General features: G+C 64.6%; 16 protein-coding genes and 1 riboswitch. Of the genes, 10 read left to right on the top strand and 6 right to left on the bottom strand.

What is annotated here, in order from left to right; all coding sequences use genetic code 11:
- Positions 1-86 precede the first annotated feature (86 nt).
- From hyi to HAQ05_RS11180, 9 genes are all read left to right on the top strand, one after another.
- Positions 87-905: a hydroxypyruvate isomerase gene (gene hyi, locus HAQ05_RS11220; RefSeq protein ID WP_190420435.1), complete on the top strand. Its 819-nt coding sequence runs from the start codon at positions 87-89 to the stop codon at positions 903-905.
- 57 nt (positions 906-962) lie between these two features.
- Positions 963-2,114 (top strand): MFS transporter, encoded by a 1,152-nt coding sequence (locus HAQ05_RS11215; protein ID WP_190420432.1) that lies wholly within the window; start codon positions 963-965, stop codon positions 2,112-2,114.
- 48 nt (positions 2,115-2,162) lie between these two features.
- The gene (locus tag HAQ05_RS11210) at positions 2,163-2,648 is read left to right on the top strand and encodes a GFA family protein (RefSeq protein WP_190420430.1); all 486 of its coding nucleotides are present in this window, start codon (positions 2,163-2,165) and stop codon (positions 2,646-2,648) included.
- A 260-nt stretch (positions 2,649-2,908) separates the two neighbouring features.
- A complete protein-coding gene (locus HAQ05_RS11205) occupies positions 2,909-3,751 on the top strand; it encodes an NAD-dependent protein deacetylase (RefSeq protein WP_190420428.1) in 843 nt (280 codons plus the stop codon).
- A 275-nt stretch (positions 3,752-4,026) separates the two neighbouring features.
- Positions 4,027-5,661: a pyoverdine maturation tyrosinase PvdP gene (gene pvdP / locus HAQ05_RS11200; RefSeq protein ID WP_190420426.1), complete on the top strand. Its 1,635-nt coding sequence runs from the start codon at positions 4,027-4,029 to the stop codon at positions 5,659-5,661.
- Positions 5,662-5,701: 40 nt separating this feature from the next.
- A riboswitch (cobalamin riboswitch) is annotated at positions 5,702-5,891 on the top strand.
- Positions 5,892-5,996: 105 nt separating this feature from the next.
- Complete coding sequence (gene cobW / locus HAQ05_RS11195; protein ID WP_190420424.1) at positions 5,997-7,058, top strand: cobalamin biosynthesis protein CobW; 1,062 nt, start codon at positions 5,997-5,999, stop codon at positions 7,056-7,058.
- Between the two features lie 3 nt (positions 7,059-7,061).
- Entirely contained in the window at positions 7,062-10,802 is a 3,741-nt protein-coding gene (gene cobN, locus HAQ05_RS11190; protein ID WP_190420422.1) for a cobaltochelatase subunit CobN, read from the top strand.
- Entirely contained in the window at positions 10,802-11,785 is a 984-nt protein-coding gene (locus HAQ05_RS11185; protein WP_420825769.1) for a magnesium chelatase ATPase subunit I, read from the top strand. Before cobN ends, HAQ05_RS11185 begins: the two co-directional genes overlap by 1 nt.
- A 20-nt stretch (positions 11,786-11,805) precedes the next feature.
- Entirely contained in the window at positions 11,806-12,381 is a 576-nt protein-coding gene (locus tag HAQ05_RS11180) for a vWA domain-containing protein (protein ID WP_338050193.1), read from the top strand.
- A 220-nt stretch (positions 12,382-12,601) separates the two neighbouring features.
- Here HAQ05_RS11180 and HAQ05_RS11175 read toward each other — a convergent pair whose 3' ends face one another.
- From HAQ05_RS11175 to pnuC, 3 genes are all read right to left on the bottom strand, one after another.
- Positions 12,602-12,865: a hypothetical protein gene (locus HAQ05_RS11175; protein WP_190420418.1), complete on the bottom strand. Its 264-nt coding sequence runs from the start codon at positions 12,863-12,865 to the stop codon at positions 12,602-12,604.
- 206 nt (positions 12,866-13,071) lie between these two features.
- Positions 13,072-13,596, bottom strand: a complete 525-nt coding sequence (locus HAQ05_RS11170) for an AAA family ATPase (RefSeq protein ID WP_190420416.1) — start codon at positions 13,594-13,596, stop codon at positions 13,072-13,074.
- Entirely contained in the window at positions 13,593-14,156 is a 564-nt protein-coding gene (gene pnuC, locus HAQ05_RS11165; RefSeq protein ID WP_190420414.1) for a nicotinamide riboside transporter PnuC, read from the bottom strand. Before pnuC ends, HAQ05_RS11170 begins: the two co-directional genes overlap by 4 nt.
- 267 nt (positions 14,157-14,423) lie before the next feature.
- On the opposite strand from pnuC, the gene HAQ05_RS11160 reads away from it, so the two are divergent.
- Positions 14,424-15,254, top strand: coding sequence for an undecaprenyl-diphosphate phosphatase (locus HAQ05_RS11160; protein ID WP_190420412.1), 831 nt, complete (start codon positions 14,424-14,426; stop codon positions 15,252-15,254).
- An 84-nt stretch (positions 15,255-15,338) separates the two neighbouring features.
- On the opposite strand, the gene HAQ05_RS11155 is transcribed toward HAQ05_RS11160, so the two are convergent.
- The 3 genes from HAQ05_RS11155 to HAQ05_RS11145 form a co-directional block, all read right to left on the bottom strand.
- On the bottom strand, positions 15,339-15,836 hold the full coding sequence (locus tag HAQ05_RS11155) for a DUF934 domain-containing protein (protein WP_190420410.1): 498 nt from the start codon (positions 15,834-15,836) through the stop codon (positions 15,339-15,341).
- Positions 15,820-17,478 carry a nitrite/sulfite reductase gene (locus tag HAQ05_RS11150; RefSeq protein WP_190420408.1) on the bottom strand — a complete coding sequence of 553 codons (1,659 nt, stop codon included), beginning with the start codon at positions 17,476-17,478 and terminating at the stop codon, positions 15,820-15,822. The genes HAQ05_RS11155 and HAQ05_RS11150 overlap by 17 nt, the downstream gene beginning before the upstream one ends.
- 341 nt (positions 17,479-17,819) lie before the next feature.
- Positions 17,820-19,019: an MFS transporter gene (locus tag HAQ05_RS11145; RefSeq protein WP_190420406.1), complete on the bottom strand. Its 1,200-nt coding sequence runs from the start codon at positions 19,017-19,019 to the stop codon at positions 17,820-17,822.
- Positions 19,020-19,196 lie beyond the last annotated feature (177 nt).

The following is a 19,196-nucleotide window of genomic DNA, read 5'->3' as shown; positions in this document are numbered from 1 at the left end:
TCACACCATCAACGGATTCGAAGACCTCGCCTTGGCGGGCATCGGTTGCCCCGCTGCCGCCCGGCGACTTTGGGAGGACACGCGCCATGCCACGTTTTGCCGCCAACCTGAGCTTGTTGTTCAGCGAACATGCCTTTCTCGATCGCTTCCAGGCGGCCGCCCAGGCGGGCTTCAAGGGGGTCGAGTATATGTTTCCCTACGATTACAGCGCCGCTGAACTCCGGCAACGGCTGTTGGACAACCAATTGACCCAGGTGCTGTTCAACCTGCCGGCCGGTGACTGGGCCCAGGGCGAGCGGGGCATTGCATGCCTGCCGGCGCGCCAGGACGCGTTTCGCGCGGGTGTGGCGCAGGCCATCGACTATGCCCGGGTGTTGGGCAACACCCAAGTGAACTGCCTGGCTGGCGTGCGCCCGGCCGGTGCCAGCGAGGCAAGTTTGCAACGCACCCTGGTGGAGAACTTGCGTTACGCTGCCGAGCAGCTCGAAGCGGCCGGCATCCGGTTGCTGATCGAGGCCATCAACACACGCGACATCCCAGGCTTTTACCTATGCAACACGGCCCAGGCCTTGGCGTTACGTGAGCAAGTGGGCAGTGCCAACCTGTTTTTGCAGTACGACCTCTACCACATGCAAATCATGGAAGGCGACCTGGCCCACACACTGAGCACGCAGTTGGCGGCGATCCACCATGTGCAACTGGCCGATACCCCCGGCCGCCACGAGCCCGGCACCGGGGAGATCAACTATCCGTTTATTTTCGAGCATTTGGACCGCATCGGTTATCGCGGCTGGGTGGGGTGTGAGTACCTGCCGCTGGCCGGCACACTGGAGGGGCTGGGGTGGTTCAATGACCAATGCCAAGGCAATAAGCCCCAGGCCCCTGGCGGACCGCTATACAGTTGATTTTTCTGCCGGTAACGCCCAGGGTATAGGGTTTGTGCCTAACGGACTCGGCCTGCCATGACTGCCCAGCAACACTTCGACCCGGCCCCGGTGGGCGCGGCGGAGCGTTTTTCCACGCGCATTGCGTTCTTTATCGCCGGCCTCTGCATGTCGGCCTGGGCGCCGCTGGTGCCATTGGCCAAGGCGCGGGCGCAGCTCGATGAAGGGACCCTGGGCATCCTGTTGTTAGGTTTGGGTGCGGGTTCGATCCTCACCATGCCTTTGGCCGGCCACTTGTCGAGCCTGCGCGGTTGCCGCTGGGTGATGCTGCTGGGCAGCCTGGGCGCCTGCCTGAGCCTGCCGATGCTGGCGAGTTTTTCCAGCGCGGCGGGCTTGGCCGCGGCCGTTTTGCTGTTCGGCGCAGCGATGGGCCTGCTCGATTGCGCCATGAATATACAGGCCGTGCTGGTCGAACAAGCCAGCGACCGGCCGCTGATGTCGGGGTTCCACGGCTTGTTCAGCGTCGGCGGGATCGTCGGGGCGGCCGGCATGACCGGGTTGTTGAGCTTGGGCCTGGGGGCATTGCCCGCGGTGTTGGGGGTGGTGGCGCTCACCGTGGCGCTGCTGCTGGTGGCGGGGCGGTATTTTTTGCCCTACGGCAGCGCGCGAGAGGGTCCGCCCTTCGCCGTGCCCCATGGTGTGGTGCTGTTTCTCGGTGTGCTGTGTTTCATCGTATTCATGACCGAAGGCGCCATGCTCGATTGGAGCGCCGTATTCTTGGTGGGCAACCGCGCCATGGAGCCGGCCTGGGCTGGGCTGGGTTACGCGGCGTTCGCGGCTACCATGACCGCGGGCCGGCTTACCGGCGATGCCATGGTCAGCCGTTTGGGCGGGCCAACCCTGGTGGTGCTGGGCGGGTTGCTTGCCGCGCTGGGCCTGGCCATCTCGCTGGTGCCGCTGGGCTGGCCGGTGGCCTTGGTGGGGTATGCCCTGGTGGGCGCCGGGTGTTCGAACATCGTCCCGGTGCTGTTTACCGCGGTGGGTCGGCAAACCCGCATGCCCCAGCGTACCGCAATCCCGGCGATGATCTCCCTCGGGTATGCTGGCATTTTGCTGGGGCCGGCGGCCATCGGCTTGGCCGCCCACCTCACCACCCTGGCCTGGGCGCTGGGCGGGTTGATCGCTTTATTGCTGTTCGTGGCCGCCAGCGGGCGATATTTACGAAACTGAGGCGTCGGCGCGCCGGTCCATCCTGGACCACCCACCGGGAGAAACGCCATGCACCTTGAAGGTTCCTGCCACTGTGGCGCGGTTTCGTTCAGCCTCGACAGCGCCCACCCTTACCCCTACCAACGCTGCTATTGCTCGATTTGCCGTAAAACCCAAGGCGGCGGGGGGTTCTCGATCAACCTCGGCGGCGCCGCCAACACCCTGGAGGTCAAGGGTAAGCAACACATTACGGTGTACCATGCAAAAATGCGTGACGGCCAAGGCCATGAGCATGCCAGCACCGCCGAGCGGCATTTCTGCCACCTGTGCGGCAGCGGCTTGTGGCTGTTCAGCCCAGAATGGCCGGAGTTGGTCCACCCGTTCGCCAGTGCTATCGACACCGACCTGCCGGTGCCGCCAGAGCACACACACTTGCTGATCGGTTCGAAGGCCAGTTGGGTGGAGGTGCAGGGTGGTGAGCAAGATCTGCGCTTCGACGGCTACCCGCAAGAATCGATTGCCGAGTGGCACCAGCGTTTGGGCTTGGAGCGTTAGCTCAACCCGCTGCAGGGGCCATGGGGCGAGCCTAATACTGCCTCGGAAAGTTAGCGGCACACTGTTGGCGGCGCCTTTTGCCACTGGGCCAGGTTGCCTGGCGGCAACGCGCTCGTTCATTCTTGCGCGAACTTCTGAAGCACCACGCCAGGCCCCGATCAGTGGTCATATCCGATGGAGTGCAGGTTGCACACTGGCCCCCATGAGTTACCCTGGCTGGCACCTGGATGATGGGGAACCCGCCGTCACGGAGGCTTGCCATGCTCGGCCCGCAAACGCCCGCCGCCCTCGATACGCTCCATGCCCAACTGGCCCGGCAATCGGTGTTGGTACTCACGGGTGCGGGCATCAGCACCGCCTCGGGCATTCCCGATTACCGTGACACTGACGGTGTTCGGCGTGGTAATGCGCCGATGATGCACCAGGAGTTTCTCGGCTCGGCACAGGCACGCAAGCGCTACTGGGCGCGGGCGATGCTGGGCTGGCACGGTGTTAGCCTAGCGCGCCCCAACCCCGCCCACCACGCCCTGGCGCGGCTACAGGCCAGTGGCCACGTGAGCGGCGTGATCACCCAAAACGTCGACGGCCTGCACGAGGCGGCTGGCAGTACGGGGGTGATCGAGCTGCACGGCAACTTGCACCGTGTGGTGTGCATGGATTGTGGCAAGCGCCGATCGCGCCAGCAGGTGCAAGCCGAACTGCAGGCATTGAACCCCTATTTGCAGGATGTTCATGCCGTGCTGGCCCCTGACGGCGACGCCCAATTGGCCACGCATTTTCTGCAGCAGTTCCAGGTGCCCCACTGCCTTGGCTGCGGCAGCGACCTGCTCAAGCCGGATGTGGTGTTCTTCGGCGACGGTGTGGCGCAGGTCACCGCCAGCGAGGCATGGCAGGCGGTGCAGCAAGCCGAGGCACTGCTGATCGTAGGTACCTCGCTGATGGCGTATTCCAGTTACCGGTTGTGCCAGGAGATCTCGCGGCAAGGCAAGCCCCTGTTGGCGATCAATCTCGGCCGTACCCGCGCAGACGCCTTGCTGGCGGCCAAGCTGGCCGACCCTTGCGAATACATCCTCCCGCGGCTGGCCGAGCAACTCGGGGCCTGACGATTTTCTGGCGGGCATAGCGCGACGGTATGCCGCCGCAGCGCTTCGCTGGCGCCATCGCTGCGGCTTTCCAGCACTGCCCCGGGCCATTTAAGCGCCGGGCGAGGTGCCTTAAAGAAGTTTCTTGCGCCCAGAAACATTCTGCTACACCTTTCGCCAACAAGCCGTCGCAACTGCTTGGCGCTCGTTTAATGGAATTCAATCTGCTGTTTCAGCTGGGCTTTTCGTTTCATAGCGTTTGGTCTTTGGCAGGCTCATAGGACATGGGTGACTGGATGAAACTCTCACGACGCAGGTTGATGGCAGGTGTGGCGGTGGCCGGTGCCGGGTTGATGGTGCCGGTGGCGTACAAAGAGGCGTACCAGGTCAAGCGGTGGTGGGCCGAAGGCGGTACGCCCAACGAGGCCAGCCAGGAACTGGCCGATGTGCCGATGCAGCGCTTGGCCAACTTGTTGCGCGGCGTATGGGCGCTGGAGGTGGCTAGCCCCACGGGCGCCGCCGGTGGCGGCTCGCTGCAGGGGATGACCCTGTTGCTGGATGTGGGCGAGCGTGGCCGTGGCTTGCGTGGTTATATCGACCATTACGATAACCTCATCGACGCCGGTGCCGTGCCGCGGTACCAGGTGCTTGGGGACCTGGTCGGCGCGACTGGTGGGCAGGTGCGCTGGCGCCTGCTCGACCTGGCCTCGGCGCGGGGCGCCAGCGCCTACGAGTTCGTGGCGGAGTTGGCCGACCCGTGGGGGCAGTTCGGTGTAGACCGGGAAGATACCCTCACCGGTGTGCTGCGGCGCTTGGACCTGGCCGATTCGGCCGAGCCGCTGGAGCAGCCGTTCATCGCGCGCAAGCGTGATTTCGTCGAGGCCCGTGACCGCGTGCCGTTGTCGGCAGAGCTGGCCGCGTGGGTCGTCGCACCGCAGCACCGGGTGGCGCACCAGCTTTGGCACACCGTGCGCGATAAGTGGCATTTGCTCGGCGAAGACCGCCGCGTGGCCCTGCGCACCCTGGGGTGGCAACCCGGGCCGAAGCAAAGCGAACGCGATTCGCGCGGCAAGAACAAAGAGCACAATGGCTCGGGCATCGACTTTCTCTACATGCACCGGCACATGCTGGGGATCGCCCGTGCCAAGCAAGCCCCCGGGCCCTGGCAGCATTTTCCGTTGCCGGTGCCGATGGCTGAAACCGACCGGGTGGGGTTCATTCGCTACTTCGAAAACCACCACGGCCAATCCGCGCCGCCCACCTGGCTGGCGCCGCAAGATAACGCCTACAGTATTGGCGTTGCGCAAATCAAAAGCCGCGATACGTTCTATGGCAACTTCCAAGTGTGGGAATCGCGCTTTCGCGACCCCCATTACCTGGCCAGCAAAACCCTCGGCCAGTTCGGTTCGGACCTGGAAATGACCCTGCATGACTGGCTGCACATTTGCTGGGCGGCGGTACCCCGCGACCCGGCCAGCGGTACACCACTGCCCTGGTCGCGCGACCCGGCGGATTTTGCCGAGCATTGGTTCGCGCAAGCCAACGATTTTCTCGGCGACCCCTTTTCGTCCCACGTAAACCCGGTGTTTTGGGGGTTCCACGGCTGGATCGACGAGCGCATAGATGATTGGTACGACGCCCACCAGCGCGCCCACCCCGGCGAAGTGCTGCGCGCCGATAACAACGGTGTGGCCTGGTTCGCCAAGGGGCGCTGGGTAGAGATCGACGACCCGTGGCTGGGGCCGGTGACCCACGACTGCAGCACTGGCCCAGGCATTTGGATCGATACATCTGTGGAAAAAGACCTGGATGTGATGAAGCTGGCGTTGTCGATCGCTGTGCTGGAGCGCAGCCGCCTGGGCAGCGACCTGAGCCAGGCCCACCGCCCGTGGTATGCGCGCAACCTACCCGGGCTGGGGCAAGAGGCTTGAGCCGGTGCGTGCCGCTGCTTGCCCAACGGCGATGTAGCGCGTAGCCTTGCGCATTCGAGGTGCCCCGCCGGCCGGGGCTAAAAGGGAACGCGGTAAATGCCGCGGCTGCCCCCGCAACTGTAAGTGGCCCTAGGGCCCGGCATCGCCACTGCGCAGCTTAGCGGGAAGGCGCCGGGGCCGGCGCAAGCCAAGCCATGAGCCAGGAGACCTACCTTGAGCGAAACTTCTTTCAACCGGGCGGGGTGATCCGGTGGCGAATGCCTTCCCACGGGTGCGCTTCGGTAGCCCGGCGGTAGCCATGGCGCCGCGCCCGCCGCGCAGCCGAAGGGCACCTGATGAACACACTGGCCAAAACCCCCGTTACCATCGTTACCGGCTTTCTCGGCTCGGGCAAGACCACCCTGTTGCGCCATGTGCTCGATAACGCCCATGGCCGGCGTATCGCGGTGATCGTCAATGAATTCGGCGAACTGGGGATCGATGGCGACCTGCTCAAGCAATGCAGCATTGGCTGCAGCGAAGAGGAAGCCCGGGGCCGCGTTTACGAACTGGCCAATGGCTGCCTGTGCTGCACCGTGCAAGAAGAGTTCTTTCCGGTGATGCGCGAGCTGGTGCAACGCCGTGACGAATTGGACCATATCCTGATTGAAACCAGTGGCCTGGCCTTGCCCAAGCCCTTGGTGCAAGCGTTCCAATGGCCAGAAATCCGCAATGCTTGCACGGTTGATGCGGTGATCACGGTGGTCGATACCCCAGCGGTGGCCGCTGGCACCTTCGCCGCCTTCCCCGAGCAGGTCGATGCGCAGCGTAAGCAAGACCCAAACCTGGACCACGAGTCGCCGCTGCATGAGCTGTTCGAAGACCAACTGGCCAGCGCAGACCTGGTGGTGCTGAACAAGGCCGACCTGATCAGCGCCGAGGATTTGCTGGCGGTGCGGGCGCAGGTCAGTGAAGCGCTGCCGGCCGCGGTCAAGGTGGTGGAAGCCAGCAATGGCCGCCTGCCGCTGGGGGTGCTGCTGGGTATGGGCGCTGAAGCCGAAGCGCACATCGACCGCCGCGCTAGCCACCACGACAGCCACCACGATGGCGCTGATGGGCACGACCATGACGCCTTCGACTCGATCTCCCTGGAGCTGCCCGAGGCCGAAGAAGGCAAGCTACTCGCCACCCTCACCGCGCTGGTGATGCGCCACGGCATCCTGCGGGTGAAAGGCTTCGCCGCGGTGCCCGGCAAACCCTTGCGGCTGTTGGTGCAGGGCGTGGGCTGCCGTTTCGACAAACACTTCGACCGGCCTTGGGGTGCAGGCGAGGCGCGCCGCACCAGCTTGGTACTGATCGGCCAGGATTTGAACCCGGCGGCGTTGCGCGACGAACTGCTGGCCGCGTTGCAGGGCTGAGCCATGCACCTGTTGCGCACCCAGCCCGGCGGTTTAGTGCCAGACGACAGTATCGCCGACCTGGGCCAAACCCCGGCACCGCTGGTGATTCTGTGCAGCGGCGACTCGCACCTGGCCTTGCTCGCCCAGGCCGCGCGCGAGTTGCCGCCAGGCTACCCAGGTTTGCGCTTGGCCAACCCGATGCAAGTACAGAACCACGCCTCGGTCGACCTTTATGCCGACCAGGTGCTGCGCCATGCCCAGTTGGTGGTGGTATCGCTGCACGGTGGCGTAGGCTACTGGCGTTACGGCGTGGAGCGGCTGCTGGGCTTGGCCGAGGCTGGGCTGCGGGTCGTGTTCGTGCCGGGCGATGACCGCCCCGACCCGCAACTGACCGAGCTGTCGGGTGTGCCGGCAGAAGACTGCGAACGGGTGTGGTACTACTTGCGCCAGGGAGGCCTGGCCAACGCCCGCGCGTTGTACGGGTTTCTTGCCGACCGCTACTTGCAGTGCCCTCAGCCCTGGGTTGAGCCGCAGGCATTGCCGCGGGTGGCGCTGTACCACCCGGCACTGGCGCAGCCCACGCTGGCTGACTGGCAACGCGATTGGCAATCCGGGCAGCCGGTCGCGCCGATCCTGTTCTACCGCTCGCACTTGCAAGGGGCCAACACGGCCTTTATCGACGTATTTTGCCGGGTGCTGGCCGAGCACGGCTTGAACCCATTGCCGATTGCCGTGGCAAGCCTGAAGGAGCCTGCGTGCCTGGCCCAGGCCGAAGCCTGGATGGACCAGGCTGAAGCAGCCGTGGTGCTCAATACCACAGGTTTTGCGCTGTCCAATCCCGAGGAGCCCAACCTGCGCCCGTTACGCCGCGACATCCCGGTGCTGCAAGCGATCTGTGCACAAGACAACGAACCCGGCTGGCAGGCCAACGCCCAAGGCCTGGGGCCGCGTGACCTGGCCATGCACATCGCCCTGCCGGAGCTTGACGGGCGGATCATCGGCCGGCCGATTTGCTTCAAAGACCTGGCTTGGCGCAGCGAGCGCAGCCAAAGCGACGTGGTGTGCTACCGCGCCCACCCTGAGCGGATGGGGTTCATGGCCGAGCTCGCCTTGCGCTGGGCACGCCTGGCGCGCAAGGGCAACGGCGAAAAACGTATCGGCCTGGTATTGGCCAACTACCCCACCCGGGACGGCCGTATCGGCAACGGCGTGGGCCTGGACACCCCGGCGGCGGCGCTGAACATCTTGCGCGCACTGCAGGCCCAGGGGTACCCGGTAACCGGGCTGCCCGATACCGGCACCGCGCTGATTCACGCACTGCTGGGCGGGGTGACCAACGACCTGGACCAGCTCGACCAGCGCCCCTGCGCCCAGAGCCTGGCGTTGGCCGACTACCATGCGGCCTTCGAGCGCTTGCCGGCGGCGCTGCAGGCGGCGGTAAACGAGCGCTGGGGCGCGCCCGAGCAAGACCCCATGTACCGCAGCGGGCGCTTGATGGTGGCCGGGTTGCGCTTTGGCTTCGGGTTCGTCGGTATCCAACCGGCCCGCGGCTACCAGCTAGACCCCAGCGCCGTCTACCACGACCCGGACCTGGTGCCGCCGCATGGCTACCTGGCCTTCTACTTCTGGTTGCGCCATGGTTATGGCGCCGATGCCCTGGTGCACGTGGGCAAGCATGGCAACCTTGAGTGGCTACCCGGCAAGGGTGTGGGCTTGTCGGCACTGTGCTGGCCGGATGCCCTACTTGGGCCGATGCCGAATGTATACCCGTTCATCGTCAATGACCCCGGCGAAGGGGCGCAGGCCAAGCGGCGCACCCAGGCGGTGATCATCGACCACTTGATGCCACCGTTGACCCGCGCGGAAACCTATGGCCCGTTGCGCGACCTGGAGCGGCTGGCCGACGAATACTACGAAGCGCAACTGCTCGACCCACGCCGGGCCTTGGCGCTGCAAAAAGACATCCTCGCCCTGGTGCGGGAAACCGCCCTGGACCGCGAGCTGCAATTGGACACCGCGCAAGCCGCCAGCGAATGGCTGCCGCGGTTGGACACTTACCTGTGCGACCTTAAGGAGTCGCAAATCCGCGACGGCCTGCACGTGTTCGGCGAATCGCCCAGCGGCCGCCTGCGCAGCGACACGTTGGTGGCGCTGTTGCGGGTGCCGCGTGGCGATGGCAAAGGCGCCAACGCCAGCTTGCTGCGGGCGCTGGCCGATGCCTGGGCGCTGGCCTTTGACCCGCTGGATTGCCTGTTCGGCGAGCCTTGGCGGGGCCCCCGACCCGCCGCCCTGCAGCAGCAAAGCGATGCGCCCTGGCGCACCGTGGGTGATACCCGCGAACGCCTGGAGGCGTTCGCCCTGGCGTTGGTGCAGGGTGCCGATGTGCCGGCGGGTGCCGCCTTCGCGCCGGTGCGGATGATACTGGCCGGGCTCGCCGAACAGGTGGCGCCCTGCCTGGATGCCTGCGGTGCGGCGGAGATGGCCGGCCTGCTCGCGGCGCTCGCCGGGCGCTTCGTCCCGGCCGGCCCTAGCGGCGCGCCCAGCCGGGGCCGGTTGGACGTATTGCCGACCGGGCGTAATTTCTACTCGGTGGATGTGCGCAACCTGCCCACGGTCACCGCCTGGCGCATCGGTTTCGCCTCGGCCAATTTAATCCTGGAGCGGCACCTGCAGGACCACGGCGATTATCTGCGGCACTTGGGGTTGTCGGTATGGGGCACGGCGACCATGCGTACCGGCGGCGATGACATCGCCCAAGCACTGGCCTTGATGGGGGTGCGCCCGGTGTGGGCCACCGGCAGCCAGCGTGTGGACGATTTCGAAATCCTGCCGTTGTCGTTGCTCGACCGCCCGCGGGTGGACGTGACCCTGCGGGTGTCGGGGTTCTTTCGCGATGCGTTCGGCAACTTGATTCGCCTGTTCGATGCGGCCGTTCAAGCGGTGGCTGCGCTCGACGAGCCCGCCGACATGAACCCGTTGGCGGCGCGTGTACGCGAAGCGCAAGTGCGCTTGCAAGCGGCCGGTGCCAGTGCCGAACAGGCTGCGCGCGAAGCCAGCTGGCGGGTATTCGGGGCCAAGCCCGGCGCCTACGGCGCAGGGGTGCAAGGGGCGATAGAAGGGCGCGTGTGGGGTAGCCGGGCGGACTTGGCGCAGGTGTACCTGAACCACGGTGGTTACGCCTACAACGGCCAGGGCGACGGCCACGCGGCACATGAAGCTTTCGCCGCGCGCCTCGGCCAGGTGGAAGCAGTGCTGCACAACCAGGATAACCGCGAGCACGACCTGCTCGACTCGAACGACTACTACCAGTTCCAGGGGGGTATGCTGGCGGCGGTGAAGCACCTGAGCGGCCGGGAAGCGGCCAGCTATCACGGGGATCACAGCCTGGCCGACGCGCCGCGTGTACGCACCCTCAAAGAAGAACTGGCACGGGTGGTGCGTGGCCGTGCAGCCAACCCCAAGTGGATCGAAGGGGCCAAGCGCCATGGTTACAAGGGCGCCTTCGAACTGGCGGCCACCGTCGATAACCTGTTCGCCTTCGACGCCACTAGCGAGCTGATCGTCGACCACCAATACGCCTTGCTGGCCGACGCCTATGTGCTGGACCCTGGCACCCGGGCGTTTCTGCACGAGCACAACCCGGCGGCGCTGCATGACATCACCGAGCGCCTTGTAGAAGCGCAGCAGCGCGGCCTATGGCAAGCCCCTGGCGATTACCGCCAGGCCCTTGAGAGCCTGTTGATCGACAGCGAAGAACAATGATGAACCACTACCCCCTGGCCGCCGTGGTTGGTGCCGACGCCCTCAAGCTCGCGCTATGCCTGGCGGCCATCGACCCGAAATTGGGCGGTGTATTGATCGAAGGGCCACGCGGCATGGCCAAGAGCACCCTGGCCCGGGGTTTGGCCGACCTGCTCGACGGCGGGGCGTTCGTTACGTTGCCATTGGGCGCCAGTGAAGAGCGGCTGATCGGCACCCTCGACCTGGACGCCGCGCTTGGCCAAGGCCAGGTGCGTTTCTCGCCGGGGGTGCTGGCGGCCGCCGACGGTGGCGTGTTGTATGTGGATGAGGTCAACCTGCTGCCTGACCATTTGGTCGACGTCTTGCTCGACGTGGCAGCCAGTGGGGTGAACCGCATCGAACGCGACGGGCTGTCGCACCAACACCCGGCGCGCTTTGTGTTGGTGGGCACGATGAACCCGGAAGAGGGCGAATTGCGCCCGCAATTGCTCGACCGCTTCGGCTTGAACCTGGCCTTGGACCAGGTGCCTGCACCGGCCGAGCGCGGTGAGATCGTGCGCCGCCGGCTGGCGTTCGACAGCGACCCGGCGGCGTTCACCCAGCAATGGGCGGCGGCGCAAGCCGCGCTGCGTGCCCGTTGCCAGGCGGCCCGCGAGCAGTTGCCAGGCATCGCCTTGGACGAAGCAGCGTTGGCGCAGATAAACCAGCGTTGCCATGCGGCAGGGGTCGATGGCTTGCGCGCAGATTTGGTGTGGTTGCGCGCGGCCCGTGCGCATGCTGCGTGGCGGGGCGCCGGGGGCATCGAGCAGGTGGACATCGACGCGGTGGCCGAGTTTGCCCTGCGCCATCGCCGCAAGCCGGCCCCGCCTGCGCAGCAGCCCCCAGCCAGCCCCCCCCAAGAGGCGCCGGGAGCAGGTGGCGGCGGGGACTGGGGTAGCTTGCCGGCGCAGGCGCAGCCGATGGGGGCGCGCCGCGCGGTGCCGGGCTGGCCAAAAAAGCCCTGAGCCCAGGCCCGCGTGGCCAAGTGGGCAAGGGGACACGCAGCGGGCGCATCGATTGGGCCGCGACCTTGGCCACCGGGCGCCCGCGCGAGTACGCGCAATTACGCTGGCGCATGCGCCAAGGGCGGCCCCCGGCGTTATGGCTGGTGATTGTCGATGCGTCGGCGTCCACCCGCCGGCACGCCGCGCTCAGTGATGCCAAGGGCGCTCTGGCGGCGTTGTTCGACCAAGCCTACCGTGCCCGTGCGCGCTTGGCCTTGCTCACGGCCAGTGGTGCCGCGCCGCGCTGGGCCCGGCACGGCCTGAAGGCCAGCGCCGCGCTGCAACCCTGGCTGCAGGCCCTGGGCGCTGGCGGCGGCACGCCACTGGCCGAAGCCCTGGCCCTGGCCCGCCAATGGTTGGCCCGCCGCCGCCGCGCCCACCCGAACGAACAGCAGCAGTGTTTGCTGGTGACCGATGGCAGGGTGCGTGGCGGCTTTGAGCCTGTCGGCTGCGCGACGTTGCTGCTGGACATCGAACGCGGGCAGGTTCGGCTGGGGCGTGGGCCGGAGCTGGCGCAGCAACTGGCGGCCGCGTATGTGCATATCGACGCGTTATGAAGGTGCGCCGCCGGTGGCGGGGCGTCCGGCGGTGTTAAATAAAAAAGAAGGCGACGACATAAGGCAGGGCGCGACGCCCGCCATGTCCCATACATAAACGTTAGGCGTCGCGTCTAGAAGAGCCTGCAGTGTCCATAACAATGGTCATGGCAAATACCTACCCGTAAAAGTTGGCACTTTAATGGTACGCCAGTATGGCGCTAAGTGCCCAACTGTGGATTCAACGTGGCATATGCCAGGCTTGTAGCGAATAGCCTTCTTCTTGCAGTTCGCTGCGCACTTCTTCCAGGCACTGGGCCAATTGTTCGGCATTGGTATACGTGCTGCTGGGGATTACTGCCTGGCCGATGCGGGTACTGGTGCGGTCCACCACCGCCAAGCTCAGCTCACCGTTGGCATCGGGGGCCCACGCTACGCACTGGAAGGGTTGGAAGGCATGGCCGGCAATCAGAAGTGCTTCGTTGACACGCAGCGTTGCGTTCATGGGGTTCGGACTCTCTAATGACCAAACAGGAAGGTGGCGACCATACCTGAACAGCGTGTATGGCAGCCTGTCGAACATATGGATGCTTGCACCGACGCGTTAAGTCACACCGGTGAGTAAAAATAACGGTTTAGCCGCACGTGAGACTTTTATTCATGGCGGAAATTCCAATGCGCCCGGCCGCGCAGACAAACGGCGACAGTTGTCTAACTTTTCAAAAGTGCGGCAATGTGTCGCTGGGCTTCGGTTTCCCGGGTGCGCCAGTTACCGCTGATCACCCTGTAAGGCTGCGCGTGTTCGCCCAGCCAGTGCACGGTAGCCTCGAAAAAAGCCACTCGGTCGGCCAGCACAGGCTGGCAGCGTTGGCCATCGGCGCACCAGGGCACACCGTCGGGCGACAGCACCAGGGCCAGGTCATAGCGGCGCCGCAGCAATTCCGGTTCTAGCCAGCCCGGGCAGGCACCGAACAGCGCAAGGCTCCACAGGCGGTTACTGAGCAAGTGGGTGTCGAGCAGCAGCAGTGAGGGCTGGCGGGCGCGGGCGGCATCTTCCGCCGCCAATTGGCCCTCGGCGATCGGGGTGACGTCGGCCAAGGTGGTGTCCCGGGGTAGGGCAGCAACATACGTGCGCACATACTCCTCGACCACCTCGCCGCCCAGGCGTGCCTGCAGGTGCCGGGCAAGGGCGCTTTTGCCGGTCGATTCCGGGCCGAGCAGGGTGACCACCTTCATTGTGCCGGCGCCTGGGCGGCCCGCCACTGGCGCCAGCCCAACGCTGCCAGCACCACGAACACCACGTATAACGCGGCGGTGAGGTTAAGGCCTTTGAATACGTACAGGCCCACGTACACCACATCGATGGCCAGCCATAGCGGCCAGCACTGCACGAACTTGCGGGCCATCCACACCTGCGCCACCAAGCTGAACGCGGTCAGCGCGGCGTCCAGCCAAGGTTGCTCGGCGTCTGTCCAGTGGGCCATGAGCGTACCGAGCAGCAGGGCACCGGCGGCGCCGATGGCAAGGCCCAGGGCCATGCTGCGCCCTGCCAGTTGGGTCAGTTCCCGGCCGTGGTGCTGGGCACCACCGCGAGTCCACTGCCACCAGCCATACAGTTGCAACACGGCGAAGACCACCTGCAGCAGGGCGTCGGAGTAGAGCTTAACGGTAAAGAATAACCAGGCATACAACGCTACGCCCAGCAGCCCGATGGGCCAGCACCACGGCGTTCTGACCACGGTGAGCCACACCGACAGTGCACTGATGGCCACTGCCAGCCATTCGAGGTTGGACATAGAGGGACTGCTCCAAAAAAATCCGGCAAGCAGGCGATTGTAAGCGGTGCCGGGTACTTCGGCACCCTGGGTCGTACGTACGCCGGCACCGCGAAGTTTTCAACGGTGCGATATAGCAATAGGCTATTATCCGCTGGCCGTAAAACCGTCACTGCCCATGGCCCTCGCGAACTTGTTGATAAATTTCACGTTTTTTTCAGGCGGCAGTCTTTAGATTAGTCGGTATCACTAGGCTCGCATCCGTATGTGCGCTCACCAGGGGGAAAGATGGACGCGTGGACGGCAACACAAACGGTTATTCTCGGCGTAGTCGAGGGGCTTACGGAATTCTTGCCGGTTTCCAGCACCGGGCATCAGATCATCGTTGCCGATTTATTAGGGTTCGGTGGTGAACGCTTCAAAGCATTCAACATTATTATTCAGTTGGGTGCCATCCTGGCGGTGGTCTGGGAGTTCCGCCGTAAAATCCTCGAAGTGGTCGGGGGGTTGGCCCGCGAGCCCAAAGCGCGGCGCCTTACCGTTAACCTGATACTGGCGTTCCTGCCCGCGGTGGCATTGGGTATGGCGTTTTCCGATCAAATCCAGGCGTATTTATTCACCCCCGTTACCGTCGCCATTGCCCTGGTCGCCGGCGGGGTGGTGATGCTCTGGGCCGAGCAGCGGCCACATGTGGTGCGCGTGGAGCACATCGATTTCATGCGTTGGTCAGATGCGCTGAAAATCGGCTGCTGCCAGTGCCTGGCCATGATCCCCGGCACCTCGCGTTCCGGCTCGACCATCATCGGCGGGTTGCTGTTCGGCCTGTCGCGCCGGGCGGCTACCGAATTTTCGTTCTTCCTGGCCATGCCGACCATGGTCGGCGCGGCGGTCTACTCCGGGTACAAGTACCGGCACCTGTTTCAGGCCAGCGACCTGCCGGTGTTCGCCCTGGGCTTCGTGGTGTCGTTCGTGTTTGCGATGCTCGCCGTGCGGGGTTTGCTCAAGTTCATCGCCCACCATAGCTATGCACTCTTCGCCTGGTACCGGATCGCATTTGGCCTGCTGATCCTCGCGACTTGGCAGTTCGGCTGGGTCAATTGGGCAAATGTGCAAGGCTGAGCCGCTGAAGGGGCCCGCCTTTGAGCGTCGGGCCCGCAGCCTTGAACCGCCGCCCCGAGGTGGGCGGCCGTTCAAGGCTGGCTATCACTGCCGGCGGCGGAACAGCGGCAGCGGCTGGTCAGCAGCGGCTTGGTAAGTCACGGAGAAGTCCTGCAGGCTTTGCAGCGCCTCTACCGGGTCTTTATCGGGGCGCAGGGCGAACGCATCGAAACCGCAGCGTTGTAGATAGAACAGTTGGTCGCGCAGCACGTCACCAATAGCCCGCAGCTCGCCGGTGTAACCGTAGCGGTCGCGCAGCAGGCGTGCATTGGAATAGCTGCGCCCGTCGGTAAAGGCCGGGAAGTTCAAGGCGATGACCTTGAAGTCGGCCACATGTTCGCCGATTTCCTCGGCCTCTTCGTCGCTGTCCAGCCACACCCCAAGGCCGCCGTCGCGGGCTTTCAGCGCGTGGGCATGCTCGCGCCACAACGCCAGTGGCACAATGTAGTCGTCGCAGTTGGTCAACTCGTTGAAGCTTGCGTCTTTGGGCAGCAGATGCCAGGTTTCATCCACCACTTCGCCGTTCTTAATGATTCGCTGCATAGACGCGCTCCTTGAAAGGCTCGATGCCGATCCGCTGGTAGGTGTCGATGAAGCGCTCATCTTCGGTACGGGATTCGACGTAAACGTTAATCAGTTTTTCGATCACATCGGCCATTTCGCCCTGGGCGAACGACGGGCCGAGGATTTTACCCAGGCTGGCGTTGCGCGCGGCGTTACCGCCGAGGGACACCTGGTAGAACTCTTCGCCTTTTTTATCCACGCCCAGGATGCCAATATGCCCCACATGGTGGTGGCCACAGGCGTTCATGCAGCCAGAGATGTTCAGGTCGACCTCGCCAATGTCGAACAGGTAGTCCAGGTCGTCGAAACGGCGTTGGATGGATTCGGCGATCGGGATGGACTTGGCGTTGGCCAGCGAGCAGAAGTCACCGCCGGGGCAGCAAATGATGTCGGTCAATAAGCCGACGTTCGGTGTGGCGAACCCCTGTTCGCGCGCTTCGAGCCACAGCGCATGAAGTTGGCGCTGTTCCACGTCGGCGAGGATGATGTTCTGTTCGTGGGAGGTGCGCAGCTCGCCAAAGCTGTAACGTTCGGCGAAGTCGGCAATGGCGTCGAGCTGTTTGTCGGTCACGTCGCCCGGCGCCACCCCGGTGGGCTTGAGCGACAAGGTGACCGCCGCATAGCCAGGGCGTTTGTGCGGCTGCACGTTGCGCGCGCGCCAACGGGCGAAGCCCGGGTGCTCGGCATCCAGCGCGGCCAGTTCGGCGCTTTGGTCAGTGAGGGGCAAGTAGGCCGGGTCGACGAAGTGCTTGGCCACCCGCTCCACTTCCGCCTCGGTAAGGGTCGTGGGCCCACCACGCAGGTGGGCCATTTCGGCTTCGACCTTCGCGGCGAACACTTCGGCGGTGAGCGCCTTGACCAGGATCTTAATGCGCGCCTTGTACTTGTTGTCACGGCGGCCGTAGCGGTTGTATACCCGCAGGATCGCGTCGAGGTAGCTGAGCAGGTCTTGCCAGGGCAAAAATTCGTTGATGAACGCGCCCACCACCGGGGTGCGGCCCAGGCCGCCGCCGACCAACACCCGGAAGCCCAGCTCACCGGCAGCGTTGTACACCGGCTCCAGGCCGATGTCGTGCACCTCGATGGCGGCGCGGTCGCTGCGCGAGCCATTCACGGCAATCTTGAACTTGCGCGGCAGGTAGGCGAACTCGGGGTGGAAGGTGGTCCACTGGCGTACGATCTCGCACCAGGGGCGCGGGTCGATCAACTCGTCGGCCGCTACCCCGGCGAACTGGTCAGTGGTCACATTGCGCAGGCAATTGCCGCTGGTCTGGATCGCGTGCATCTGCACGGTGGCCAGCTCTGCCAGGATCTGCGGCACGTCTTCCAGCGCCGGCCAGTTGTACTGCACGTTCTGGCGCGTGCTGATGTGCGCGTAACCTTTATCGTAGTGGCGGGCGATTTTGGCCAGCATTCGCGCCTGGCGGGCGGTCAATTGGCCATAGGGCACGGCCACGCGCAACATGGGGGCAAAGCGCTGGATGTACAAGCCGTTCTGCAGGCGCAGCGGGCGGAACTCTTCTTCGCTCAGCTCGCCTTCGAGGTAGCGGCGGGTCTGGTCACCGAACTGCTTGACGCGGTCCTCGATGATCCGTTGATCGTACTCATCGTAAACGTACATATGAATCCTGTCTTCAGGCTGATTCTGCGCGCACGGCCGCGCACTCTTCGCAGAGCCGACGGAAGATACTCTTTTTTACATATTCGAGAAAGCGACGTTTGGGTATATCTAAAGAACCAAAGGCTTTAGATAGGTGTTCGCCCCCGCCAGCATTCCCCTTGTGCTTGCCGCCAGCTTGGCCTTAACTGTTACAAGCGTTCTATAGACAACAATAAGAAGGACCCACCATGAGCCATCCCGTGAAGCCTCGCAAGCCCACTCATCACGTCGACGCCTGGGCCACCACGTTTTTGCTCGTGGTGGTGGCCGTCGCAGCCGTTTTCTGGGCCATCCATGCCTGATTAGCGCGTATCGGCAGGCCGCGGCCGAAAGGCCCAGCTTAAACCGGCATTGAGTGCCAACAGCGCGGCGGTCATCACGAACACCGCGCGCATGCCCACGTGCCCGCCGAGGTAGCCGCCCGCCAATGGCCCGAGCACCTGCCCGGTGTACTGTGCTGAGGTGGAATAACCCAGCACACGGCCGGCTATGCGGTCTGGCACGCTGTGGCGGACCGCTGCCGCAATGCACGGCAGTAGCCCACCCAGCGCCAAGCCCATGGCAAAACGCAGCGCCACCAGTTGCCAGCCGTTGCTCACCGTGGCTTGCGGCAATACGGCCAGCGCGGCCACGGCAAGGCTGGCGGCGACCACTTTCCAATGGCCGACGCGGTCGGCCAGTTTGCCCAACGGTGGTGCCGACAAAATACTGCCCAGCGCCGTGGCCGACATGGCCAGGCCGGCCATCAGGGTAAGCGGTTCGCTGTGCAGCTCTTTGAGGTACACGGTGATGATCGGCTCGATGGACAGCGTGGCGAACATCAGCAGGCACGCGGCGGTGAACATCGCCAGCACCGGTTTCAGATCGGGCACATCGCGCCAGCTTGGTTTCGGTGCGTGCGGCTTGGCCGCCGCTTGGCGCGGCGCTTCCTTGAGCAGCAAGGTCGTGGCGAGGAACGCTACGAAAATGACCGCGCCGGCGAGGAAAAACGTATTGCGGATGCCGATCAACGGCGGTAGCAGGCCGCCGATCAAGGGGCCGGCCAGGTTGCCGGCCATGATGCCCGAGGCCAGTACACCCAGCGCCCAGGCCGACCGGGCCTTCGGCGTTTGGGTGGCGACCAGGATGGTCGAGCCCGACGCATAGCCACCCAGCAGCCCGGCCAACAAGCGCAGGGCTACCAATTGCCAAGCGCTCTGCGCCAAGCCAATCAGCGACATCGCCACGGCCATGCCCAGGCTAGCGCGAATCAACATCAACTTGCGCCCATAGCGGTCGCCCAAACGCCCCCAAAGCGGCGCCGTCAAGGCCGCTGAAAAAAACGTCGCGGCGAAGGCCGCGCCGGACCACTGCACAATCGCGGCCGGGTCAGTCACACCCAATTGCTCTACATACAGTGGCAAAAAAGGCAGCAACAGGGTCATGGCCACGATGGTGGTAAAGGCGCCGAACACGCACACTGCCAAGTTGCGCTGCCAGGGGTCTACGGCTTCAGGGGGCATAACAGAGCTCCGCTACAGTGATGCCGCTACGGTATCGCCTTGCGATGCATAATAGAAATTCATGTTAATCATGCGCTGCATGCCTATTGGGAATAACCGCGGGCTTTGGCTGGTCACAGCGTAGCCTTTGATACACACTGGGCCCTTGCCAGGCGTTATTGGGTTGCCATATCCCCG

The organism is Pseudomonas typographi (assembly GCF_014694385.1).
GTDB lineage: Bacteria > Pseudomonadota > Gammaproteobacteria > Pseudomonadales > Pseudomonadaceae > Aquipseudomonas > Aquipseudomonas typographi.
Note: the sequence above shows the minus strand (reverse complement) of the source record. Positions and strands in the feature narration are given on the sequence as shown.